This is a genomic window from Streptococcus sp. NPS 308 (assembly GCF_002355895.1).
Lineage (GTDB): Bacteria > Bacillota > Bacilli > Lactobacillales > Streptococcaceae > Streptococcus.
Genome location: NZ_AP017652.1, coordinates 1,847,791 through 1,870,617, shown reverse-complemented (window position 1 = coordinate 1,870,617; position 22,827 = coordinate 1,847,791). Strand labels below are relative to the sequence as shown.

Annotated in this window: 27 protein-coding genes; 23 read left to right on the top strand and 4 right to left on the bottom strand. The window is 37.5% G+C overall.

Annotation, left to right across the window (positions count from 1 at the left end):
- Window positions 1-103 precede the first annotated feature (103 nt).
- From polA to SNAG_RS09440, 6 genes are all read left to right on the top strand, one after another.
- Entirely contained in the window at window positions 104-2,737 is a 2,634-nt protein-coding gene (gene polA / locus SNAG_RS09465) for a DNA polymerase I (protein ID WP_096408695.1), read from the top strand.
- A gap of 278 nt (window positions 2,738-3,015) precedes the next feature.
- Complete coding sequence (locus tag SNAG_RS09460) at window positions 3,016-3,306, top strand: thiamine-binding protein (RefSeq protein ID WP_096408916.1); 291 nt, start codon at window positions 3,016-3,018, stop codon at window positions 3,304-3,306.
- Entirely contained in the window at window positions 3,269-4,027 is a 759-nt protein-coding gene (locus SNAG_RS09455; RefSeq protein WP_096408692.1) for an ABC transporter permease, read from the top strand. The genes SNAG_RS09460 and SNAG_RS09455 overlap by 38 nt, the downstream gene beginning before the upstream one ends.
- 36 nt (window positions 4,028-4,063) lie before the next feature.
- Window positions 4,064-5,071, top strand: a complete 1,008-nt coding sequence (locus SNAG_RS09450; RefSeq protein ID WP_096408690.1) for an ABC transporter substrate-binding protein — start codon at window positions 4,064-4,066, stop codon at window positions 5,069-5,071.
- Window positions 5,071-5,799 (top strand): ABC transporter ATP-binding protein, encoded by a 729-nt coding sequence (locus tag SNAG_RS09445; protein ID WP_096408687.1) that lies wholly within the window; start codon window positions 5,071-5,073, stop codon window positions 5,797-5,799. Before SNAG_RS09450 ends, SNAG_RS09445 begins: the two co-directional genes overlap by 1 nt.
- Window positions 5,800-6,002: 203 nt before the next feature.
- Window positions 6,003-9,794 (top strand): Spy0128 family protein, encoded by a 3,792-nt coding sequence (locus SNAG_RS09440; RefSeq protein ID WP_231906668.1) that lies wholly within the window; start codon window positions 6,003-6,005, stop codon window positions 9,792-9,794.
- Window positions 9,795-10,003: 209 nt separating this feature from the next.
- Here SNAG_RS09440 and SNAG_RS09435 read toward each other — a convergent pair whose 3' ends face one another.
- The 4 genes from SNAG_RS09435 to SNAG_RS09415 form a co-directional block, all read right to left on the bottom strand.
- Window positions 10,004-11,170 (bottom strand): tyrosine-type recombinase/integrase, encoded by a 1,167-nt coding sequence (locus tag SNAG_RS09435; RefSeq protein ID WP_096408685.1) that lies wholly within the window; start codon window positions 11,168-11,170, stop codon window positions 10,004-10,006.
- Between the two features lie 311 nt (window positions 11,171-11,481).
- Window positions 11,482-12,246: a type II toxin-antitoxin system PemK/MazF family toxin gene (locus SNAG_RS09425; protein WP_042900397.1), complete on the bottom strand. Its 765-nt coding sequence runs from the start codon at window positions 12,244-12,246 to the stop codon at window positions 11,482-11,484.
- A gap of 186 nt (window positions 12,247-12,432) precedes the next feature.
- Entirely contained in the window at window positions 12,433-12,702 is a 270-nt protein-coding gene (locus SNAG_RS09420; RefSeq protein ID WP_096408682.1) for a DUF4177 domain-containing protein, read from the bottom strand.
- 4 nt (window positions 12,703-12,706) lie between these two features.
- On the bottom strand, window positions 12,707-13,267 hold the full coding sequence (locus SNAG_RS09415) for a helix-turn-helix domain-containing protein (RefSeq protein WP_049487577.1): 561 nt from the start codon (window positions 13,265-13,267) through the stop codon (window positions 12,707-12,709).
- Between the two features lie 141 nt (window positions 13,268-13,408).
- Here SNAG_RS09415 and SNAG_RS09410 point away from each other — a divergent pair, with 141 nt between their 5' ends.
- From SNAG_RS09410 to SNAG_RS09335, 17 genes are all read left to right on the top strand, one after another.
- On the top strand, window positions 13,409-13,594 hold the full coding sequence (locus tag SNAG_RS09410) for a hypothetical protein (RefSeq protein WP_000909284.1): 186 nt from the start codon (window positions 13,409-13,411) through the stop codon (window positions 13,592-13,594).
- Window positions 13,595-13,756: 162 nt separating this feature from the next.
- Entirely contained in the window at window positions 13,757-14,359 is a 603-nt protein-coding gene (locus SNAG_RS09405; RefSeq protein ID WP_049537977.1) for a Rha family transcriptional regulator, read from the top strand.
- 11 nt (window positions 14,360-14,370) lie between these two features.
- The gene (locus SNAG_RS09400; protein ID WP_049537979.1) at window positions 14,371-14,631 is read left to right on the top strand and encodes a hypothetical protein; all 261 of its coding nucleotides are present in this window, start codon (window positions 14,371-14,373) and stop codon (window positions 14,629-14,631) included.
- 336 nt (window positions 14,632-14,967) lie between these two features.
- Entirely contained in the window at window positions 14,968-15,168 is a 201-nt protein-coding gene (locus SNAG_RS09390; protein WP_049537981.1) for a hypothetical protein, read from the top strand.
- 1 nt (window position 15,169) lies between these two features.
- Window positions 15,170-15,379: a hypothetical protein gene (locus SNAG_RS09385; RefSeq protein WP_061853314.1), complete on the top strand. Its 210-nt coding sequence runs from the start codon at window positions 15,170-15,172 to the stop codon at window positions 15,377-15,379.
- A gap of 1 nt (window position 15,380) precedes the next feature.
- Window positions 15,381-15,653, top strand: coding sequence for a hypothetical protein (locus SNAG_RS09380; RefSeq protein ID WP_049490554.1), 273 nt, complete (start codon window positions 15,381-15,383; stop codon window positions 15,651-15,653).
- Window positions 15,640-16,530, top strand: a complete 891-nt coding sequence (locus tag SNAG_RS09375; protein WP_049537985.1) for a conserved phage C-terminal domain-containing protein — start codon at window positions 15,640-15,642, stop codon at window positions 16,528-16,530. The genes SNAG_RS09380 and SNAG_RS09375 overlap by 14 nt, the downstream gene beginning before the upstream one ends.
- Window positions 16,531-16,541: 11 nt before the next feature.
- The gene (locus tag SNAG_RS09370) at window positions 16,542-17,387 is read left to right on the top strand and encodes an ATP-binding protein (protein ID WP_049537987.1); all 846 of its coding nucleotides are present in this window, start codon (window positions 16,542-16,544) and stop codon (window positions 17,385-17,387) included.
- The gene (locus SNAG_RS09840) at window positions 17,384-17,545 is read left to right on the top strand and encodes a hypothetical protein (RefSeq protein WP_000997172.1); all 162 of its coding nucleotides are present in this window, start codon (window positions 17,384-17,386) and stop codon (window positions 17,543-17,545) included. The genes SNAG_RS09370 and SNAG_RS09840 overlap by 4 nt, the downstream gene beginning before the upstream one ends.
- 89 nt (window positions 17,546-17,634) lie before the next feature.
- Window positions 17,635-17,865, top strand: a complete 231-nt coding sequence (locus tag SNAG_RS09365; protein ID WP_004261935.1) for a hypothetical protein — start codon at window positions 17,635-17,637, stop codon at window positions 17,863-17,865.
- A 48-nt stretch (window positions 17,866-17,913) separates the two neighbouring features.
- On the top strand, window positions 17,914-18,774 hold the full coding sequence (locus tag SNAG_RS09360) for a phage major capsid protein (RefSeq protein WP_049509664.1): 861 nt from the start codon (window positions 17,914-17,916) through the stop codon (window positions 18,772-18,774).
- A gap of 191 nt (window positions 18,775-18,965) precedes the next feature.
- Window positions 18,966-19,331, top strand: a complete 366-nt coding sequence (locus SNAG_RS09355) for a hypothetical protein (RefSeq protein WP_231906667.1) — start codon at window positions 18,966-18,968, stop codon at window positions 19,329-19,331.
- A 377-nt stretch (window positions 19,332-19,708) separates the two neighbouring features.
- The gene (locus tag SNAG_RS09350; protein WP_049537989.1) at window positions 19,709-20,119 is read left to right on the top strand and encodes a DUF722 domain-containing protein; all 411 of its coding nucleotides are present in this window, start codon (window positions 19,709-19,711) and stop codon (window positions 20,117-20,119) included.
- A gap of 383 nt (window positions 20,120-20,502) precedes the next feature.
- Window positions 20,503-20,976, top strand: coding sequence for a DUF6932 family protein (locus SNAG_RS09345; protein ID WP_049537991.1), 474 nt, complete (start codon window positions 20,503-20,505; stop codon window positions 20,974-20,976).
- The gene (locus SNAG_RS09340; protein ID WP_049537994.1) at window positions 20,973-21,851 is read left to right on the top strand and encodes a hypothetical protein; all 879 of its coding nucleotides are present in this window, start codon (window positions 20,973-20,975) and stop codon (window positions 21,849-21,851) included. The genes SNAG_RS09345 and SNAG_RS09340 overlap by 4 nt, the downstream gene beginning before the upstream one ends.
- Window positions 21,852-21,920: 69 nt before the next feature.
- On the top strand, window positions 21,921-22,091 hold the full coding sequence (locus tag SNAG_RS10070; RefSeq protein WP_422664248.1) for a DUF7720 family protein: 171 nt from the start codon (window positions 21,921-21,923) through the stop codon (window positions 22,089-22,091).
- A 276-nt stretch (window positions 22,092-22,367) separates the two neighbouring features.
- The gene (locus SNAG_RS09335; protein WP_001211257.1) at window positions 22,368-22,826 is read left to right on the top strand and encodes a CtsR family transcriptional regulator; all 459 of its coding nucleotides are present in this window, start codon (window positions 22,368-22,370) and stop codon (window positions 22,824-22,826) included.
- Window position 22,827: the final 1 nt, after the last annotated feature.

Here is a 22,827-nt window from a genome sequence, read left to right as displayed (position 1 = left end):
GGATTCGTAGGATCCTTTTCTTTTTATGGAGAAATAGGGACAAGTCCAAGTTTTTCAGCTCTTTCCGATGGTATTTTTCCTCGCTTTCCTTTATAATGGGTGTATGGACAAGAAAAAATTATTATTAATTGATGGATCTTCTGTTGCCTTTCGAGCTTTTTTTGCGCTTTATCAGCAACTAGATCGGTTTAAAAATGCTAATGGTCTTCATACCAATGCAATTTACGGTTTTCAACTCATGTTGAATCATGTCTTAGAGCGGGTTGAGCCTAGTCATGTTTTGGTAGCCTTTGATGCAGGTAAGACGACTTTCCGAACAGAGATGTATGCAGACTACAAGGGTGGTCGCGCGAAAACTCCAGATGAGTTTCGTGAGCAATTTCCCTTCATTCGTGAGTTGCTAGACCATCTTGGAATTCGCCATTATGAGTTGCCACAGTATGAAGCGGATGATATCATCGGGACTCTAGGCCGTTTGGCTGAGAAAGATTCTTTTGATGTGACAATCGTCAGCGGAGATAAGGATTTGATCCAGTTGACGGATGAGCATACGGTGGTTGAGATTTCCAAGAAAGGTGTGGCTGAGTTTGAGGCCTTTACGCCGGACTATCTCATGGAAAAGATGGGTCTCACGCCAGCTCAGTTCATTGATCTTAAGGGCCTCATGGGGGATAAGTCTGATAATATCCCTGGTGTCACGAAAATCGGTGAAAAGACGGGTATCAAGCTCTTGCTGGAACATGGTTCGCTTGAGGGTATTTATGAACATATCGATGGGATGAAGGCTTCTAAGATGAAGGAAAATCTCATCAAAGACAAGGAACAGGCCTTTTTATCGAAAATACTAGCGACCATTGAGACTCAGGCACCGATTGAGATTGGCCTTGATGATTTGGTCTATAATGGCCCAGATGTGGAAAATCTCGGGAAATTCTATGATGAGATGGGCTTCAAACAGCTCAAACAAGCTCTAAATGTTTCATCGACAGATGCGCCTGAAAGTTTGGATTTCACTATTGTTGACCACGTCAGTCAAGACATGCTGAGCGCAGAATCTATCTTCCACTTTGAGCTTTTTGGTGAGAATTACCATACAGATGATTTGGTTGGTTTTGCCTGGTCATGCGGAGACAAGCTCTATGCTACAGATAAGCTGGAACTTCTGCAGGATCCGATTCTCAAGGAATTTCTAGAAAAAACACCTCTGAAAGTATATGACTTTAAGAAAGCTAAAGTTCTCTTAAATCGCTTTGGTTTGGACTTGCAGGCTCCTGCTTTTGACAGTCGCTTGGCCAAATACCTTCTCTCTACAGTAGAGAATAATGAAATTTCAACTATTGCTAGTCTCTACGGCCAAACTTACCTAGTCGATGATGAAACCTTCTACGGTAAGGGGGTCAAGAAAGCTATCCCTGAGAGAGAGAAATTCTTGGAGTACTTGGCTCGTAAGGTTGCTGTGCTGGTTGAGACAGAGCCTGTATTGCTTGAAAAGTTAAGTGAAAACGGACAATTAGACCTTCTCTATGATATGGAGCAACCTCTGGCCCTTGTTCTTGCTAAGATGGAAATCGCTGGAATCAAGGTTAAAAAAGAAACTCTACTCGAGATGCAAGCTGAAAATGAGCTTGTCATTGAAAAGCTAACTCAAGAGATTTATGAATTGGCTGGTGAGGAGTTTAATATCAACTCGCCTAAGCAGTTGGGGGAACTACTTTTTGAAAAGCTAGGTCTCCCTATAGAATACACCAAGAAAACCAAGACAGGTTACTCAACAGCAGTGGATGTGTTAGAGCGCTTAGCTCCTATTGCCCCAATCGTCAAGAAAATTTTAGATTATCGTCAGATTGCTAAGATTCAATCAACCTATGTGATTGGCTTGCAGGATTGGATTTTAGCGGATGGCAAGATTCATACGCGCTATGTGCAGGATTTGACTCAGACAGGGCGTCTGTCTAGTGTGGATCCAAACTTGCAAAATATTCCTGTTCGCTTGGAACAAGGTCGCCTCATTCGTAAGGCTTTCGTGCCAGAGTGGGAGGATAGTGTCCTTCTCAGCTCTGACTACTCACAGATTGAATTGCGCGTTTTGGCGCATATCTCTAAAGATGAGCACTTAATCAAGGCCTTCCAAGAGGGAGCTGATATCCATACCTCGACAGCCATGCGGGTCTTTGGAATTGAACGTCCTGAGGATGTGACTCCAAACGACCGTCGCAATGCCAAGGCTGTCAACTTTGGAGTGGTTTACGGAATTTCAGACTTTGGTTTATCCAATAACCTAGGTATCAGCCGTAAAGAGGCTAAAGCATACATCGATACTTACTTTGAACGCTTCCCTGGTATCAAAAATTACATGGATGAAGTCGTTCGTGAGGCGCGTGATAAGGGTTATGTGGAGACTCTCTTCAAACGTCGTCGTGAGTTACCAGATATCAATTCGCGTAACTTTAACATTCGTGGTTTTGCAGAGCGTACAGCTATCAACTCACCTATTCAAGGATCGGCTGCAGATATTCTCAAAATCGCCATGATTCAGCTAGATAAAGCCTTGGTAGCAGGTGGTTATCAAACTAAGATGCTGTTACAAGTGCATGATGAAATCGTCCTTGAGGTTCCGAAATCAGAACTAGCAGCCGTTAAAGCTCTAGTGAAACAAACCATGGAAGAAGCCATCCAACTCAGTGTTCCAATCATTGCTGATGAGAATGAAGGAGCAACCTGGTACGAGGCTAAATAAGAAAGTTATGAAAGAGTTTGAAGCATTTATCTTCAAACTCTTTTTCATAGTTTTCTGTAAGTAGTTTCCTTGACTTTTCCTTGCATTTGCGTTACTATATTTCCATATAAGATATGGGAGTCTGTGTACAGTCTGAGAGGAAGTGTTAAACTTCGACCGCACCTGATCTGGGTAATACCAGCGTAGGGAACGATACTTAGCCGAATTCTGCACCTTTTCCATATATGGCAAAGGTTTTTCTTTTTGTTCAAAAGGAAAGCCGAGAAGAGGAGGATTTTATGAAAGCAAGCATTGCCTTGCAAGTCTTTCCCCTATCACAGGGGATTGATCGAATTGGTATTATCGATCAGGTTATTGCTTATCTGCAATCTCAGTCCGTGACCATGGTGGTGACACCATTTGAAACGGTCTTGGAAGGGGAGTTTGATGAGCTCATGCGCATTCTCAAAGAAGCGCTAGAAGTGGCAGGACAGGAGGCAGATAATGTCTTTGCCAATGTCAAAATAAATGTAGGAGAGATTTTAAGCATCGATGAGAAACTTGAAAAGTATGATGAGACGACAGATTAGTCTTTTGGGATTTCTCGGAGTCTTGTCGGTCTGGCAGTTAGCGGGAATATTCAAACTTTTACCCAAGTTTATCCTGCCAACTCCTCTTGAGATTCTCCAGTCCTTTGTTCGTGACAGAGAATTTCTCTGGCACCATAGCTGGGCGACCTTGAGAGTGGCTTTACTAGGGCTAATTCTAGGTGTATTGATTGCCTGTCTCATGGCTGTGCTCATGGATAGTCTCTCTTGGCTCAATGACCTGATTTATCCCATGATGGTGGTTATCCAGACCATTCCGACCATTGCCATAGCACCTATCTTGGTCTTGTGGCTAGGCTATGGGATATTACCCAAGATTGTCTTGATTATCCTGACGACAACCTTCCCTATCATTGTTAGTATCTTGGACGGTTTTAGACATTGTGACAAGGATATGCTGACCTTGTTTAGTCTGATGCGAGCCAAGCCTTGGCAAATCCTGTGGCATTTTAAAATCCCGGTCAGTCTGCCTTACTTTTATGCAGGTCTGAGGGTCAGTGTCTCCTACGCCTTTATCACAACAGTGGTATCTGAGTGGTTGGGAGGCTTTGAAGGACTAGGTGTCTACATGATTCAGTCCAAGAAACTGTTTCAGTATGATACCATGTTTGCCATTATTATTCTGGTGTCGATTATCAGCCTTTTGGGTATGAAGCTGGTCGATATTAGTGAAAAATACGTGATTAAATGGAAACGTACTTAAATAGAGCGTTTTAGAAAAAGAAAAGAGGAAATGAAAATGAAGAAAACATGGAAAGTGTTTTTAACGCTTGTAACAGCTTTTGTAGCTGTCGTGCTGGTGGCTTGTGGCCAAGGAACTGCTTCTAAGGACAGTAAGGAAGCGGAACTCAAGAAGATTGACTTTGTCCTAGACTGGACGCCAAATACCAACCACACAGGGCTTTATGTAGCCAAAGAAAAAGGATATTTCAAAGAAGCTGGAGTGGATGTTGACTTGAAATTGCCACCAGAAGAAAGTTCATCTGACTTGGTGATCAATGGCAAGGCACCATTTGCTATCTATTTCCAAGACTACATGGCTAAGAAATTGGAAAAAGGGGCAGGGATTACTGCCGTTGCAGCTATCGTTGAGCACAATACATCAGGAATCATCTCACGTAAATCGGACAATGTCAGCAGTCCAAAGGACTTGGTTGGCAAGAAATACGGAACCTGGAATGACCCAACGGAGCTTGCTATGTTGAAAACCTTGGTGGAATCTCAAGGTGGAGACTTTGAGAAGGTCGAAAAAGTACCAAACAACGACTCAAATTCAATCACACCGATTGCCAATGGTGTCTTTGACACTGCTTGGATCTACTACGGTTGGGACGGTATCCTTGCCAAATCTCAAGGTGTAGACGCCAACTTCATGTACTTGAAAGACTATGTTAAAGAGTTTGACTACTACTCACCAGTTATCATCGCCAACAACGACTATCTGAAGGACAACAAAGAAGAAGCTCGTAAAGTTATCCAAGCTATCAAAAAAGGCTACCAATACGCTATGGAACACCCAGAAGAAGCTGCAGATATCCTCATCAAGAATGCTCCCGAACTTAAGGAAAAACGTGACTTTGTCATCGAATCGCAAAAATACTTGTCGAAAGAATACGCAAGCGACAAGGAAAAATGGGGACAATTTGATGCTGCTCGCTGGAATGCCTTCTACAAATGGGACAAAGAAAATGGTATCCTTAAAGAAGACTTGACAGACAAAGGCTTCACTAATGAATTTGTAAAATAATGACAGAAATTAGACTAGAACACGTAAGCTATGCCTACGACGATGAAAAGATTTTAGAGGACATTAACCTACAGGTGACTTCGGGTGAAGTGGTTTCTATCCTAGGTCCCAGTGGTGTAGGCAAGACTACCCTCTTTAACCTGATTGCAGGAATTTTAGAAGTCCAGTCGGGAAGAATTGTCCTTGATGGAGAGGAGAATCCCAAGGGGCGCGTGAGTTATATGTTGCAAAAGGATCTCCTCTTGGAGCACAAGACGGTGCTTGGCAATATCATCCTGCCCCTCTTGATCCAAAAGGTCGATAAGGCAGAAGCTATTGCCCGAGCGGATGATATCCTTGCGACCTTCCAGCTGACAGCCGTACGGGATAAGTATCCTCATGAGCTCAGTGGCGGGATGCGTCAGCGTGTGGCCTTGCTTCGGACCTACCTTTTCGGACACAAGCTCTTTCTCTTGGATGAGGCCTTTAGTGCCTTGGATGAAATGACTAAGATGGAGCTCCATGCTTGGTATCTGGAGATTCACAAACAGTTGCAACTGACAACCTTGATCATCACACATAGTATTGAGGAAGCCCTCAATCTCAGTGACCGCATCTATATCCTAAAAAATCGGCCTGGGCAGATTGTTTCTGAAGTCAAACTAGATTGGTCCCAGAGCGAAGACAAGGAAGTCCAAAAAATTGCCTACAAACGTCAAATCTTAGCAGAATTGGGCTTGAATACTTAGATCCTTAGAACAATATTATATATTAAATCCAAGCAAGAGCCCTGCTTGGATTTAATTGTTTCAAAGCTTATGCGACGCGGGATTGGCTGACTTATCCATCTATCTGATAAGTTAATATAAAAATTAGCACATTATAGTTGACATACTGTTATAGATATGTATAATATAATTGAACCATTATAGACAATAAGGAGGATAATGTAGTGAAAAAGAGAACTAGCAAACTCTTTCATGGCTTGATGGCCTTGCTACTGGTTGTGTCGGTCTTTTTGCCTGCACTAAGACTTAATGGAGTAGTTAGTGCTGCCGAAAAAACTGAATCAGAGTACACTTTGACTACAGAGCCGACGATTAATACGAACCGATTAGTCGATCATGCCAAATATGGTGAAGGTAAGTTCTATCTTAAAACAACTTACGCATTCCCAGACAATGTAACTCTGAATAACGGTGATTTCATGGTTTATCACGTTCCAAATGAGTTCAAAATCGAAGTAGATTCTAGTACAGATTTGAAAGCTCCGAACGGTGATACGATTGCAACGCTGACAACAGAGAAGGCAACCAATACTGCTAAGATTACAGTAACAAACGAAGAGTACTTTAAGAAGTTTAATGAGAACAAGCAAATTGTTGCATCATTTACTGTAGTGTGGGCAGACCATGTTGAAAAGAATAAGGAATATGAAATCAACATTCCTGGTGCAGGAGTTTATCATTTGACTCGTATCGTTCCAGACGTTGACCCAACTGGATTTACTAAATGGGGAGTTCAAGACTCAGATGATCCTAACTATGTAAACTGGCGTATCCGTGTTAACCGTTATGCAAAATCATACACTGGTGTAAATATCCAAGATACTATTCCTGATGGGCAAGTTCTTGCAAGTGATATTACTGGTTATTACTTCCCAGATTGGGAAAATGGTTACGGACGATCATCACTTGATAAGGCTCATGTTCAAGTAACAGATAAGAACCATTTTTCAATTACACCTAATGGTAATGGAACCTTAGATCATAAAGGGCTTTATATCATGTATCGTACTCGTTTGACTAAACCGGTCAATCCAGTTACTAAACGTGTATTGAACAATGTAACTGTCACTACAAACGAGGAAGCCCAACCAATAGAATTTGAAGGTTTTGCACCAATTACAACCACTGACGGTATTGGTGTAGGTGCCAAATCGGATAAGGTTGCTCTAGAAGTGACTAAGAAACTTAATGGTAAAACTCTTGAAAAAGATGCATTTAGTTTCCAACTTCTAGATGATCAGGGTAATGTTTTACAAACTGTCAAAAATGATGAAAATGGTAAAGTGAAGTTTGAGGCAATCAAATACAAAGAAGCAGGAACTTTTAAATATACCATTAAAGAAGTTAATGATAACAAACCTGGATACACTTATGATGCGAACGTCCTTAAAGCGACTGTAACAGTAGAAGATGTTTTGGGTGAAAAATTAGCGAGCGTCAAATTTGAAGATTCTAAGAAAGAATTTACAAACACATACGCTGCTAAAGAAGCACCACTTGAACTTAAAGCTAAGAAAGTCTTAGAGGGTAAAGCTCTTGAGGCTGGCCAATTTGAATTTGAGTTGAAAGAAAACGGAGCAGTTCTCCACACTGTTTCAAACGATGCAAACGGTAAGATTCAATTCCCAAAACTTACGTTCACAAAAGAAGAAACTCGTACATTCACTATCTCTGAAAAAGCAGGTGATGTAGCCGGAGTTGAATACGATCCAAATGCTTATGAAGTAACAGTAGTCGTTAAAGATAACGGCCAAGGTCAACTTGTTGCAACAGCAAAAGATGCAGACAACCTTACTTTCACGAATGTTTATAAAGCTGAACCAGCTAAAAAAATTATCAAAGCTACTAAAGTCTTGAATGGTAAAGCCCTTGAAGCTGGTAAATACGAATTCGAACTTAAAAAAGGTGAAGAAGTCGTTGACACAGCTACAAACGCTGCAGACGGTACCGTTACTTTCAAAGAAATTGAGTTCAAAACAGCAGGTGACTACACTTACACTATCTCTGAAAAAGCAGGTAGTGAAAAAGGTGTGACATACGACACTGCTAAACACGAAGTTAAGGTAAAAGTTACAGATAACGGCCAAGGTCAACTTGTTGCAGATGTAAAAGACAACAACCCAACCTTCACCAACACTTATAAAGCAGCTACAACAACAGCTACTATCACAGCTACTAAAGTCTTGGAAGGTAAAGCTCTAGAAGCTGACAAATACGAATTCGAACTTAAAGAAGGTGACAAAGTCGTTGCGACAGCTAAAAACGCAGCAGACGGTACTGTTACTTTCCCAGTAATCAGCTATGATGCTGCAGGCCCTCACACTTACACTATCACTGAAAAAGCAGGTAGTGAAAAAGGTGTGACATACGATGAATCTACTCATAAAGTAACAGTAAACGTTACAGATAATGGACAAGGTGAACTTGTTGCAGATGTACAAGACAACAACCCAACCTTCACCAACACTTATAAAGCAACTCCAGCAAAAGAAATTATCAAAGCTACTAAGGTCTTGGATGGTAAAAAACTTGAAGCTGGTAAATACGAGTTTGAACTTAAAAAAGGTGAAGAAGTCGTTGACACAGCTACAAATGCAGCAGACGGCACCGTTACTTTCAAAGAAATTGAGTTCAATGAAGCAGGTGACTATACTTACACTATCTCAGAAAAAGTAGGTAGCGAAAAAGGTGTAGATTACGATAAAACTATTCACACTGTAACAGTAAAAGTTACAGACAACGGTGCAGGCCAACTTGTTGCAACTGCAACTAAGAACAACCCAACTTTTACCAACACTTATAAAGCAGCTACAACAAAAGCTACTATCACAGCTACTAAAGTCTTGAACGGTAAAGCGCTTGAAGCAGACAAATATGAGTTTGAACTTAAAGAAGGTGACAAAGTCGTTGCGACAGCTAAAAACGCTGCCGACGGAACTGTGACTTTTGAAGCTATCGAATACGCAGCAGCAGGCAACCACACTTACACTATCACTGAAAAAGCAGGTAGCGAAGCAGGTGTGACATACGATACTGCTAAACACGAAGTTAAGGTAGCAGTTACAGATAACGGGCAAGGCAAACTTGTTGCGACTGTAACTGACAACAACCCAACCTTCACCAACACTTATAAAGCAGCTTCAACAACTGTTAACATCACGGCTAAGAAAGTCTTGACTGGTAAAACTCTTGAAGCAGGTAAATATGAGTTTGAACTTAAAGAAGGTGACAAAGTAATCGGAACAGCGACAAACGCTGCCGACGGTACAGTTGCTTTCGCAGGTATTGAGTACAAAGAAGCAGGCGACCACACTTACACTATCTCTGAAAAAGCAGGTAGCGAAGCAGGTGTGACATACGATAAATCTACTCACAATGTAACAGTTAAAGTTGTTGATAACGGTGCAGGCCAACTTGTTGCGACTGTAACTGACAACAACCCAACCTTCACCAACACTTATGTTGCATCTTCTACACAAGTAACTTTCACAGCTAAGAAAGTTTTGAATGGTAATAAACTTGCAGCAGGTCAGTTTGAGTTTGAACTTAGAGAAGGTGACACAGTCGTTGCGACAGCTACAAACGCTGCAGACGGTACGGTTACTTTCAAAGCAAAAGATTTCGCCAAAGCAGGTGTCTACACTTACACTATTACTGAAGTAGATAGTAAGGAAGCAAATGTGAAATACGATCTTACTGAACATAAAGTGACAGTTGAAGTCGTTGACAATGGTGCGGGTCAACTTGTAACAACAGTTACAGGTAACAACCCAACAATCACTAACACGTATACTGAACCGAAAAAAGAAGAACCTAAGGAAGATCCTAAGGGTGAACAGCCTAAGAAAGATTTGCCGAACACTGGTGGAGCAGACTTTACAGCATTCTCTACTATTCTTGGTCTAGTTCTTGCAGCTTTGGCAGGACTTGTATACCGTGCTAAAAAACTTGACTAATCTTAACTTTGAATAAAGCAAAATGATGGTGACCGTTTTACGGTCCCATCTTTTTGTTTTGGATAGTTTATAATAATCTTCGCAACTTGTTCCCTTTTCCTTTAAAAAAATCAAAAATTTCGGTATAATAGTCAATTATACCGAAATCATTCTATAATCGTTGATACATAAGGGTATTATGTGTCGCTTTTTTTATTTTGTGGACTTTTTTAAGAACTTTTTATTTTTTCGAGGGCAGTTTCAAAGAATGAGACTGCTCTTTTTTGGTTCTCTTTTGATAAATGGCTGTAAGTGTCCATAGTTACAGATATTTTTGCATGGCCAAGTCGTGTCTGTATTTCCTTGTAGGGTAGACCGGCATTAAGCAAGATACTAGCGTGAGTGTGTCGGAAAGCATGAAAGCCTAAATCAGTACAGTTAGCGTTTTTTAAGTGTTTATGTAGGCGATAATCGACCTTTCGAGTATTGACATAGTTGTCAAAGCTATCAGAGAATACCTTCTCATAGGTTAGGCCAATGTTTCTACCGTTTTCTGCTTGTCTTGCTCGGTAGAGACGAAGCATGAGTACTGTTTTATGATCGATATCTAGGACTCTATAGCTTGATTTTGTCTTAGGAGTGTTTACCTGGTTTAAAATATTGAGTGTTTTGTTAATATCGATTGTTCCGTTCTGCAGGTCAATATCAGACCATTCCAGGGCCAGACATTCACGGATGCGCAGTCCAGTAGCTAGGAGCGTTTTATAAAGCACAGTATCATAGAAATTGATAAAGGTATTCTCCAGGTTATCGAGATAGGAGAGGAAGTTTTTAAGTTCCTGATCTTGAAAGTATTTAATTTCTTGCTTATCTCTTGTTATCTTTCTAGGAATGACAACATCACGAGCAGGGTTATTATCCAATGCCTGGATAGAAACTCCATACTGTAGAATACGTTTATTTAAGGCGTGAAGGTGATTGTATTCTTTATATCCCGTTCCGTCCTGATTGTACTCATCCGCCCATTTATTTACCTGAGTTTGGATAATAACAGGAGTAAGTTTATCTAGTTTGTAAGTACCAAATGAGGGCAAGAGGTAATTATTTAAGCAGCCTTTTATCTTTATCTGCGTGTTAGTCTTTATGGTATGTTGGTAGGTTTGCCAAAATAAGTCCACAAGTTCGCTATAGGTTGTTATATGCGAGCGTTGTTTCCGTGTAGAGCCGTTTTTCTCAAATTCTACCTTAGCCTGGGTGACCTTGTTTTTGAGTTCTTTCTTTGTTCGTGCTGATATGGTAGTCTTGACCTTCTTACCAGTAATAGAATCAATGCCAAGATAGATACTGGAGCGGTAGACTGCTGATCCGTCTTTTTTCGTGTGTTGTGTAATTTTCATGGTTTTAACTCCTTTTCCATCAGCAGGCAAGCAATTAGAAAAGGTTTTGAATTTATACCATGCGAGGAGCTACGAGAACCCCTCTATTTTCGATTTTAAGCAGTCGGACGGTAAATTGTACCAGAATAGAAAACAAGGCGAATATGGGGAGTTTTTTATTTTAAGTTATGTTTACTAGAATATAAAAAGAAAAGTAGCCGTATCAAATACGGCTACTATCACGTTATGGATCTAAAATCCAAATGTAAACTTTATGGAGCTAAACTCCTAATAGCTGTATTGTAATATAATTATTAAAAAATGTCAAGAGATTAGAAAAGGTATAATTCTTTTAACTTTTCGTTAATTTTGTCCAATGTGTTATCAGATACTTTCATTTTTCCGATTGGATCTAATCTATTTTTCTTTAAAATTCTATCTTTGCTGATTGTTTGAAGGTTATTACACTTGGCATAAGAACGCTTAATGTATTTTTTGTAGTATTGAGTTAATTCAATAACGTCATTTATTTCTGATTGTGTCCGTTTAAGGTTATCATCGTCTATTATCTTAGGTTGAATTATTTCGTTTGAAAATTGTTCTGTATAAGCTTGGTAGACATCCGATAAGGCAGCTTCAGTAATTGCATTATTGGAATCTAAATATTTTAGGTAGGCAAATAATTCTTTGTGTAATTTTTCAATATATTCATCAAGCAAAATAGAAGGATATTCCGCAATGACTTCGTCTATGAGTACAGTATCTATTTGATTTTTAGATGTTAGAGGAATTACTGTAAGTGTTTTTTTATAGGGACTATCTACTTTGTCTAAGACAATAGCCCAATGATTATTTGATAATTCTCCGCCTATATTTACACCGAACTCTACAAATACCAGAGAACCACGACTGAATTTCCAATATTTTCTTTTTTGAGTCTTGGCTTCAAATAAGAATTGTTCAGATTGTCTTTTAACTGCTGGTGCAAGAAATCTGTATTTAGAAGATGTATGCTTTGCTTTACCAAGTTTATAGAGTTTTTCAACTTCTATGTAGTTTTGTTTGGTTTGTTCAAAATATGGATTTTCTTTGTTCATTTTAATTCTCTCTACATATGCCCACGATTTCGCCGATGGTTTAGAAGATATTAGTCATCTCTATTTGTCAATTTTGCCGTTTTTTGCGCTTTAGTCTGTAAAATTGGCTTTCTATTTTTCACTTTCCCTTGTTTTTGCACAATAGACCTTAGAAATATGGGCACTATTGGCGAATATGGGGGATTTTTATAGAATCTTCTCAAAAACCATTGTGGCCTGGATACGGTCTCCACCACCCAGTCCTTTGCTTCCACCATTGGCGGTTGTGATGGTATGTAGGCGATAACCTTTTGATGCTTGCTTATTGATAACATCTTCTAACTCTGTAAGGTTTCCTGATCCAGTTCCGAAAAACTTTTCTTTCAAAGTTACCTGAAGGACAACGTAGTGTAGTCCATTTGCTCCAGATGCAGTAGAAAAACTACCTTCTTGTTTTACAGTGTCAAAAAATCCCATGGGGTTACTCCTTTTCTTTGTCTCTCTCAGATAGTTTTTGAACTAAATCAAAAGCTATTTTTTTATCATAGTCATTTAAAGAAATATAGTTGATTAAAATATCTGCAAAATTTGTATTGTTCTCTTTATCAGCATTTATTAGTTCTTCAATTGTAAACATATACGATGGGATATGATTAAGCAATCCTTTTCCAAAATTGTTATACTTTACAGGATTATTTATATGTTCTTCAACGTTTTTGTACGCTGAACTAAGTTCATTTATTTTTTCAATATCTATATCATTAAGTAATTTTTTAAATTCGTTACTTTGGATTATTTTTAAAATATTTTGTTCATCTTCATGTCCCAATAAGTGGCCAACGCTTACCCCAAAGTGGTTAGCGAGTAGCTGGGCTTTATCTGGTTTGATAGTATGTTTATTATTTTCCCAATTAGATATCACCATTTTGGATATTGGTTTTTCGTTTTCTTTTAGTTCTTTATTTATTATTTGAGCTAATTCATCTTGAGTTATTCCCTCTTTGGTTCTTAGAATCTTTAGCCTATTTTTTATTGTTGACATTTTATCACCTCAGTTAAATTATAACCGCTAAAAAAACTTTTGTAAAGTTTTTATTTATTTTCTCTTGACAGGTAAAGAAAAACATTATATACTTGGTCTAAGTAAAGATAAACTTTACAAACAAGAAAGGAGGGAACTGTATTGCTTATCACCTCAACACAAGCAAAAGCAATTCGCCGAAAGCAAGCGGACAAGAATTTGACTGCTAAAAGAGCCAGCGAGGAAATTGGAGTGAATCCAATTACTTACAGGAAAATCCGAGACGGAGGCGAAGTAAAGCCTAGCATTTACCAAAAAGCCATGCAGTGGCTTGCTGAAGATTACTAGAAAGGGGCATAAGACAGAGTCTAGAAATATTTTGCTTGCTACCTATGGCAGTATCAAGGGTTTGTAGGGGTTTATTCTCTCCTAAATTTTCCCTACCTCAATGATTTACTTTGGTACTGTTTTAGGTGGCAAGCACTGACAAAAGAAGAAAGGAGCGAACCAATGGAACTGGTTTACATGGACGGCAAGAAAGAGCCGTATACACTGAGCAGTGTCGTAGCAGAATGCACTGGATTGCAACATCACACAATAACCAAGACAATCCGCAAACATCAAGTAAGGTTTGAACGGTTCGGAAAGGTTGGATTTAAAATCCAAGCTATGGAAAGCGGTCAGAATACTAAGGATTATATTTTGAATGAGCAACAAGCGACCTTGTTAGTTACATTCTTAAAAAATACTGAGCAAGTGGCCAACTTCAAAACTAATCTTGTCAAAGCCTTCTTTGAAATGCGTGATGAACTTTCTAAACGCTACCTTCAAAGAGAACTGGAAAAACCAAAGCGTAAAAGCTTAACTGAAGCTATTCAAACATGGGAGAAAGCCCCCAAGCATGCCTATAGCACCCTGACAAACTTACTGCTAAAGGGAGTGACAGGGAAGAATAAAGCGCAACTAATGAAGGAGCGAGAAAGTAAGAACGGTATTGATGGCTTGACAAGTGTAGAGCTGACAAACTACCAACGTTTGGAAGATATGGCAATAGCTATGATTAACTTGAATAGGGGGTATTCAGAAATTAAGGAATTAATTTTTAAAGTATAGGAGTATGGAAAATGGAAAATGAATTTAAGACAGTTACAAATGCCAAAGGGTTAGAAATTCCCAAGTATTTCAAGGATTTTAAAAAGCTAGTTGAGAAAGACAGACAACTAGCCGAATATCTTTGTATGAACTATGAGGACTTAGAAAGTGAAGACCTGGGCGCATTTCTTGAAATGGTGAAGCAGGGATTCAGCTGGATTCTGGATCTTATCGATAGTAAAGATTTGATTTATAAACCACAGTCGGGTAGTAATCATGCAAAAAGAAAATAAAAAAATCACTTGCTCAAATTTTAGACGAGGCGAGCAAGCGACAAGATTAAGGATATAGAAATTTTTTCTATGCTTTGATTATAGCAAAAAATATCTATTCTATCAAATACCTAAAGAAAAACCGAAGAGCAGGCAAGCAATTAGAAAAGGTTTTGAAATCAAGCGCTGACAGGGTGATTCTAAGGCCTTGTTTAGCTGAAAGATGGGTAATTACTCATGAAACACCGCTACAAGCGTTCGCCAACTTGGGGCCACTGCCCAGCGTTTGGAGTGGTGAAGCATACCATATAGAAAACAGGCAAGAAAAAGGACAAGGAAAGGCTAATGGAGAAAAATATGACTCTAGATCTAGATAACATGACACGATCAGAATTTGACAAGCTAATGACTAAAATCAAGGATAAACATCCGAACCTCTTTCAGTTCATCATTGACTTTTTAGATGATAAAGTAACTTCTGAAGAGGTGTACGACTTTCTGAAGATGAAGCGAAGCTATCAAGTAAATTATATCAAGAATTACAAAGCGAGGGCATAGCATGAATGAACTAGATTTAAGCAATACACAGGCGCTTATTTTTACCGTGATATTGATTGGCTTTCTCATGTATTTAAACCACCGAGACCACAAAAAAAGCGCCCAAATCGAGCGAGAAAGTACACAGACGATAGAAACAACTATCGAGGATTTAAGCCCTGATTATGGGCGATATATTCAGCTTGCAGCGGTTAAGCCATGGGGGTACTAAGATGTTTGAAAAAATGATTGAAGATTTAAAGTCTAAGATTTTGGAGGCAGTGGAACGGTATTTAAAAAGCCATGAGAAAGTACCTCAAAAAAGATTAGATTTGATCAGCAAGGTGGAACTAAAGGAAGAACTGGGCATAGGAGATAAAACCTTGATAAAATGGGAAGGTGCGGGACTACCACAGTATATACCGCCTATTGAAGATACTAGAAAAGCGTATTATAAAATCTCAGATGTTTTAAAGTTTTTGGGGGTAGATGATGGCAAAGACTAAAGTATATTTTTGGTTGAAAATTGATAAGAAATTTTTTGACAACCTATTTATTAAGCGTCTAAAAAGTATGCCTGGTGGCTATACCATGACAGTGATCTATATGCGCATGATGTTAGAAAGTCTTGAAAGTGATTGTATTCTGTATTACGAAGGGTACTTTGAAACCTTAAAAGAAGAACTGGCCTTGAAATTAGATGTTTCTGAAGATGATATATCTATGACTATAGCTTATTTTACGCAATGTGGCCTGATTCAGATTGATGAAGATAAAAATGCCGAGTTAACACAAGCAAAAGCTTTGGTACAACAAGAAACAAACCACGCTGCATATATGAGAAGCTACCGCAAAGAGCAACAAGAGAAAGAAAATAATCTTACATTGTTATCTAATAATTTTACAACGTTATCTACATGTAAGACAGAGAAAGAGATAGATAAAGAGAAAGAGTTAGAGCAAGATTTAAAGTTAGATATAAATAAAGAATATATAGTCGAGGGAACCTCGCCTAATGAGCAAAGCTCATCTTTCACTTTTCCTACTTGGCTTGAAGAAACAGCTATAAAAGATTTAGAGAAAACAAAACATAAAGAACTTTGGATTCCTATTGTTTATCTGAATCAAGTAGCTAATAAGAGGTATAAGTTTGTTGATAAGACAAAAAGGCTTTTACTAGCACGATTCAAAGAAGGCTATACACTTGAAGATTTTAAACAGGTGATAGATATTAAAACGGCAGAATGGAAGGATAGTCCTGAATTTTCTAAATATCTGAGACCAGAAACACTTTTCGGATCTAAGTTTGACGGTTATTTGAATCAAAAGCCTAAAACCATAAAAGGGAAGTCCGAAGACAACTTTCCAGATCTACCATTTTAGGAGTTGCAAAGATGAAGGAACAATTTAAAGAATTTAATAACAGAAAAATATCGGATAAGGTTTGCGATATTCACCAGGTAAATTATTGGGAAATTTCTGTACCAGTGTTAGGGAGTTCAGAAAGGAAAGTACAAGCATTTTGCCCGGAGTGTGTGAAGGGAGAGATTAAACAAAAAGAGCAAGACTTATTACAGCAGTTCGAGGATAGACAGGCTTACTTTAAAACTTATGATGTCTTAATGCGTGACAGTACGATTCCTAACGAGTTGAAGGGGGCAACGTTTGATAATTTCTTTGTTAAGACGACAGAAGAGCATCAGATGTTAGAGTTTGTAAAGGGGCAAGTCCAGAAGTACCTTGCAGGTATGACAGGAAATACTTTAATCAGCGGTAGCACAGGAATAGGGAAAAGTCATTTATCTCTTGCCCTGGCCAAAGAAATCAATGAGAGCTTCAGAGAGAAGAACGAGCCTAAGAGTGTCTTGTTTGTCAGCTTAACCGAGATTATCAAGCAGATAAAAGAAGGCTGGGCTTATGGAAGAAATGCAAATTTAACAGAGTATGAGGCGGTTAAAAAGCTTGTTGATGTTGATTTTCTAATCATCGATGACCTGGGGGCAAAAAATGGGACGGTAACACCTAAGAGCGATTGGGAACAGGATTTCTTGTTTGATATTATCAATAATCGAGAAACTACGATTTTCAACACGAACCTAGATAGTAGTGAACTGCGAACGGTATACAATGCTAGAAATTCAAGTAGAATTTTGAAAGGTTTAGAAGGGAACACTTTCAAGGCTTTTACGATCAAAGATAAGAGATACACTATAAACACAGTGAGGGGAGAATATCAATGAATGATGATAAAATGCGATTTGCAACAGAAAAAGGCTTTGTTGTCTATGAAAAATGTGGTATAATAGAGATAGAAAAAGTTCCAAGTTTTGGAGAAGTTACTTTATTCTATTCAGATGGGAAGTTTACCCATCTAGTCAAAAAAGAAACTAAAAAATAAGTCTATTGAGAACAACTCAGGGACATACCGTAAGCATATAATGCTAGTGGTATGTCCCTTTTTGTTTGCATAGAAAGGGGGTGAGGGAGATGTCAGGAGATACTTCTTTAGGGTATGTAGTAGCCAATAAGTTTTCTATGGACCCAGATAAAAGACAGAAAATCTTTTCTCAGTGTAAAAAAGAAGATGATAGCTTAGAACAACGGAAACAAGAAATACTAGAAAAATATGCTAACAAACAAGACAAATCAAAATCTAGAAAAAATGATTCTAAAGGCTCGGAGAGTCATAAAAGAAAAGCTAAGAGCAAAGAATTTTAGAAAAAATTATAAACAAAAATCAGATATTAAAAGATAAAGGAGCAAAAAATGACAACTAACTTAGTTAAACAAAAAGAAAATTTAGAAGCTTATATCCGAAGTACAGGTTATAACACTAGAGGGATGAACGTAGAAAATAATCATGTACTCATTGAAAAACCAATCCTTGATAGTTATGAAGATGAACATCAACGTAAAGAGCTGGTTGATCTAGTAAATGTTATTGAGACTCGTACCCGTGGTGGGAAGTATGAAGTAACTGACTTTGAATCTGATTCATTACAAGAAGTTAGCGAAAATTCGGTTGAGAGAACAGAAGCAGATAAAAAGAAAACTATCAGCGTTGATTACTTAGTTAAATTATTCAGTGGAAAACTTGATTTTTCACAGGAACAATTAGATGATGGCCAATATAATTTAACGGATTTTCTTGGTAAGAAGATTATTAAATTAAAACGTAGAACACGAAATAGAGAGATTGGCAAAATTCTCCAAACTGCGAAAGTGCAGACTGCTACAAGTATGGACGACTTGAAATCTATTGTTTCTTTAATCAATCCAGAGCGCAATGTATCTATGGTTGTTAGTCAATCACTATTTAGTGTCTTAGAAAAAATGAAAGACACTTCAGGAAATTATCTTCTTAAAGTTGATAAAGAGACAGGAACAAGTGAAACATTCTTTGTAGATAACTTTTTAATTGTAGATGATACAACCTTAGGGAATAAAGGTGACAAAAAAGGCTTTATCGGAGATCTAGAAAATTTTGTTACTTTGTTTGACCGAAAGAAAGATACACTTAGCTGGGTGAATGCGAATGACTATTTTGGAAAACGGTTGATTTTACATACCCGTTTTGATGTAAAAAAAGTTGAAGAAGATTGTGGTTACTTTATTCAATGGAACTAGGAGAAAGAAATGGATATTAATCAAGTATTTGAAACACTGGATGATCTAGATAATAAAAAAGTAAGATTAATTCAGCACGAGAACAGTTAAGCGAAAAAAGGAAGAGTCTTTTAGGCAATCAAACAGTTTCATTTGAGAATATAGATTCTTTTTTGTCAAATAACTTAGAATCTTTAGAAAAGCTGGAAAAGATGGAAAAAGCTATTAATTCTCTTCAGGAAAAATATAATAGTGATTTTTCAGAAGCTAAAGCAGTCATCTTTGAATACATTTTTAAAGAAACTAAGCAACGGATGGAAACTAAGAAGATCTATAAACAATACCGAAAGAAACTTAGACGAATTCTGGACGCATATGATGAAATTCAAGAACTAAAGAAGGATGTAGAAGAAATCCATGCAGGTGTAGTCAGGGAAATAAGTCAGAAACATTCTCTATTGCTATATCGAACGGAAGTAAGTCCGCGTACTGTCTTACCATTCTTAAACCCTGATATTAGCGGGTGGATGAATTTTTATAAGGAATATCGGGACATTAAAGAGTATTTAGAAAAATAGGGAACAAATTAAGTAAGGCTAGTGATATATGGCTGAAACAGAAGAGATATCGCTAGTCCTACTTTTATGCTTTACTAAGTTTCACATAACAAAGTAAGCATAAACTGAAAAGAAGTAATAGCTTGAAAGCAAGGTATATCAGGGGTTTACAGAATGGAGTGAGTTTCACAGAATGTAAGATATGAGAAACTGAGGGGATAAATTAAAGAAATTTCCCTTGAACTTGTCATATTGAAGAGTTGTCAAACTTAAAACAATGATACCTGGTAAGTGGAGTGTTGGAAGGCTTTTAGCGCTTTTTGTCAGTTTGACAGAATTTACAATTTGACAAATTGAAAGATAAAAAAATTTTTAAATTTAAGTGGAGGTACTTGCCTATGTACGAGTTGAGTAACAGAGACCTGGACGGGATAGATATTGAGTTAGGACGATATAGAACGCTTGCTAATAGAATTTATTTGAGAAGACAGGAACTGATACATAATAAGAAACATAGCACTGAAGATTATACTGGTGGGAAAGGCAAGACAGTATCTAGTCCTACTGAAGCGACAATCATTAGAATTGAAGAAGACCAAACACTAAGATATTTAGAAGGCTTCAAACTAGTTGTAGATACCTTGATGGAAAACTTAATTGAAAGTGATCTAGTCATTTTTAAAATGAGATATTTAGAAGCTGGTGCGACTTGGGAAGACGTGGCAGAGAAACTAAATAAAACTACTCGTTATATAAATAGCCGTAGAAAGGTAATCGCTAAAAGATTTGTGGAATTGAAAGGATATTGACTCCCCCCACCTTTTAAAAAATCTTTTTGGCCAGTAGGGTACCGGTGAAGGGAACTTTTTCCAAGTCGGAGCACTTCAGACAAAAAGGGGGTAAAAACTGGCCGATTTTGAGTAAAATGCAGGATTTACATTGAGTGTTTAAAATTCAAGTTGAACTTCAGTAAGTCCTTACTTTGTTGTATATGAACTAATTGAATCTTAATTAAAAATAAATCAACACCGACTGATTTTTTTGGTAATACTTAATCAACAATATTGAATAATAAGTAAAAAAGGGATATAATTAGTTCAAAGTATTAATTTATCTCTTGAAAAACTACATTATACAATCAGGAATTGCAGATATGATTAAATCATTGTTTGATTAAAGTATGGAGGGGAATATGCAATTTAACGTACATGGGAATCTAGAGGGTGGCGTAATTGATGTACGAGAAAAATCAGAAATTGAAGATTTTTTGGTGAATGGCTTTCGAACTTCAACTACACGTTATAGAAATTTTGAATCATTTTGTAGTTTTTGGAATGAATTAGATAAAAATAAAGTAACTAGAGTCTGGATTGATGGCAGTTTTTGTTCCAATAAGGTGAATCCAAATGATATTGATTGTGTTGTATTTATTGAGCCAGATCCCAATAATTGTGAATATTTTCAATTATTAAGGAGTAAACATGGTGATTTATTAGATAAATATTTAGATGTTTATGTTTGTTGGGATAAAAATTTCTTTATTCAGTTTTCTAAAGAATGGTATGAAATAGATTACCAGGAAACCTATTGGTTAGGGAAATTTGGTTTTGACAGAAATCATAACCCTAAAGGAATTATCGAATTAGATAAGGAGGTGGTTTTATGAGTACAGAATTAAAAATACTTGAAGATAGAGCGAATAAAGTTTCTAATGATGAATTAAGAGCTATGTTGCATATGGGACTTGAATCAATGAGAGAATTTGAAGAAGCGATAAATTCAAGTAATGTTAAGAGTATGCTTTCTATCAGATTGCTTTCAGAGAATCTTCCTTCTGGACAAATTGGGTTAAGACAACTGTCAGAAACTCTCAAATCAGTCGAGAGTATTCAAGAAAATGGGATAGCATCGTGTATTGGATTTGAAGGAAAGCGAGGACAGATTCCAAAAGATATTCTAAATAGGAATGAGCTTATAATTACTTCTACCAGAGCAGGTTCATTTATAATTGATTTGGGATTAAAAACTAATCAACTTTCAATCTTCGATCGTGAAAATAATATAGCAATAAATGTAATGAATGATGTATCTGATTTGCTTGAAGGAACAATTGATATTCCAGAATTTGTGGAGACATATAGTTCAAGAACTTTTAATTCTGTGAAACAATTAGTCTCTAGATTGAATAAAGAAAAACTTGGGATAGAGATTCAAGATAAACTAAATAATTCGAATAAGCTATTTGCTAAAGAACAGATCGTAGAGATTAACAAAAAATTTAAGGATACTCATATAGAAAAACAAGAAAATATCATAGTTCAGGGGAAATTAATCAAGGTTGACTTATCTACTCAAAAGATAACTTTGGATACTCAAGAAGGAATTGTGAATGTAAAGGTCAACGATCCAGAAATAAAATCACTTCATTTAACTACAAATGAAGAATATCAAATTAAGACAAGTGTAAAAGTAGTTATTAGACGTACACAACATACTTTCACTTATGTAACTTCATCAGTTAGAAATATAGTAGAAATATAATCCTAATTATCCAATAAAAATAATTAGAGCAAAAAGGGGTAACTGTCAAAGATAGTTACTCCTTTATTTTTGCGAATAGTAGAGAAAGAAACGAAAGTTCTAAATATTAAATTTGCAAGTATTAAGAAAACTAGACTAGGCTTTGAACACCACGTAGAAGCGACTTTTAGTACATCAATACAAAAAATTACACCTCAACAGTGCGTCAGTCGGCACAAATGTGCGAAATGGAAATGCTGAGGAAGATATGCTATAATATTACCAGGTAATAAAAAAGCACGTTTGACCGTGCTAGTTTCTTGCCTGCTGAACTCGTCAATATTACGCCCTTTTTAGGGCTCTTTTTTGTGGACTTTTTTAGGAACTTTCAAGAAAAACTAAGGCGTCCTAATGTTGTAGTATTTTTAAAGAAAGTCAGTATTTTCAAGGCTTTGACCTTAAAAATTTGACTTATAGAGTGTTAAATGATAGTATAGTCAAAGATAGTCAAGGTTCAAAGAAGGAGTTTGATTTACTATGAGATTTAAAAATACATCAGATCATATCGAAGCCTATATCAAGGCGATTTTAGACCAGTCTGGTATCGTGGAATTGCAGCGGAGTCAGTTGGCAGATACCTTTCAGGTTGTGCCAAGTCAGATCAACTATGTCATCAAGACCCGTTTTACTGAAAGCAGAGGTTACTTGGTTGAGAGCAAGCGTGGTGGCGGAGGCTACATTCGCATCGGACGGATTGAGTTTTCCAATCATCATGAGATGCTCCGCGATTTGCTTTACTCGATTGGTGAGCGAGTTAGTCAGGAGATTTATGAGGATATTCTCCAGCTTTTGGTGGAGCAGGACTTAATGACCAAGCAGGAGATGACCTTGCTGACTTCTGTAGCAACGGATCGTGTCCTAGGGGAAGAATCCCCAGTTGTCCGTGCCAATATGCTCCGACAGCTATTACAAGAGGTAGATAGAAAAGAGAAGTAAG

Coding starts and splice junctions, on each gene's coding strand:
- polA (WP_096408695.1), top strand. CDS start 104: ATGGACAAGAAAAAATTATTATTAATTGATGGATCTTCTGTTGCCTTT.
- SNAG_RS09460 (WP_096408916.1), top strand. CDS start 3,016: ATGAAAGCAAGCATTGCCTTGCAAGTCTTTCCCCTATCACAGGGGATT.
- SNAG_RS09455 (WP_096408692.1), top strand. CDS start 3,269: ATGAGAAACTTGAAAAGTATGATGAGACGACAGATTAGTCTTTTGGGA.
- SNAG_RS09450 (WP_096408690.1), top strand. CDS start 4,064: ATGAAGAAAACATGGAAAGTGTTTTTAACGCTTGTAACAGCTTTTGTA.
- SNAG_RS09445 (WP_096408687.1), top strand. CDS start 5,071: ATGACAGAAATTAGACTAGAACACGTAAGCTATGCCTACGACGATGAA.
- SNAG_RS09435 (WP_096408685.1), bottom strand. CDS start 11,170: ATGAAAATTACACAACACACGAAAAAAGACGGATCAGCAGTCTACCGC.
- SNAG_RS09425 (WP_042900397.1), bottom strand. CDS start 12,246: ATGAACAAAGAAAATCCATATTTTGAACAAACCAAACAAAACTACATA.
- SNAG_RS09420 (WP_096408682.1), bottom strand. CDS start 12,702: ATGGGATTTTTTGACACTGTAAAACAAGAAGGTAGTTTTTCTACTGCA.
- SNAG_RS09415 (WP_049487577.1), bottom strand. CDS start 13,267: ATGTCAACAATAAAAAATAGGCTAAAGATTCTAAGAACCAAAGAGGGA.
- SNAG_RS09405 (WP_049537977.1), top strand. CDS start 13,757: ATGGAACTGGTTTACATGGACGGCAAGAAAGAGCCGTATACACTGAGC.
- SNAG_RS09400 (WP_049537979.1), top strand. CDS start 14,371: ATGGAAAATGAATTTAAGACAGTTACAAATGCCAAAGGGTTAGAAATT.
- SNAG_RS09390 (WP_049537981.1), top strand. CDS start 14,968: ATGACTCTAGATCTAGATAACATGACACGATCAGAATTTGACAAGCTA.
- SNAG_RS09385 (WP_061853314.1), top strand. CDS start 15,170: ATGAATGAACTAGATTTAAGCAATACACAGGCGCTTATTTTTACCGTG.
- SNAG_RS09380 (WP_049490554.1), top strand. CDS start 15,381: ATGTTTGAAAAAATGATTGAAGATTTAAAGTCTAAGATTTTGGAGGCA.
- SNAG_RS09375 (WP_049537985.1), top strand. CDS start 15,640: ATGGCAAAGACTAAAGTATATTTTTGGTTGAAAATTGATAAGAAATTT.
- SNAG_RS09370 (WP_049537987.1), top strand. CDS start 16,542: ATGAAGGAACAATTTAAAGAATTTAATAACAGAAAAATATCGGATAAG.
- SNAG_RS09840 (WP_000997172.1), top strand. CDS start 17,384: ATGAATGATGATAAAATGCGATTTGCAACAGAAAAAGGCTTTGTTGTC.
- SNAG_RS09365 (WP_004261935.1), top strand. CDS start 17,635: ATGTCAGGAGATACTTCTTTAGGGTATGTAGTAGCCAATAAGTTTTCT.
- SNAG_RS09360 (WP_049509664.1), top strand. CDS start 17,914: ATGACAACTAACTTAGTTAAACAAAAAGAAAATTTAGAAGCTTATATC.
- SNAG_RS09355 (WP_231906667.1), top strand. CDS start 18,966: ATGGAAAAAGCTATTAATTCTCTTCAGGAAAAATATAATAGTGATTTT.
- SNAG_RS09350 (WP_049537989.1), top strand. CDS start 19,709: ATGTACGAGTTGAGTAACAGAGACCTGGACGGGATAGATATTGAGTTA.
- SNAG_RS09345 (WP_049537991.1), top strand. CDS start 20,503: ATGCAATTTAACGTACATGGGAATCTAGAGGGTGGCGTAATTGATGTA.
- SNAG_RS09340 (WP_049537994.1), top strand. CDS start 20,973: ATGAGTACAGAATTAAAAATACTTGAAGATAGAGCGAATAAAGTTTCT.
- SNAG_RS09335 (WP_001211257.1), top strand. CDS start 22,368: ATGAGATTTAAAAATACATCAGATCATATCGAAGCCTATATCAAGGCG.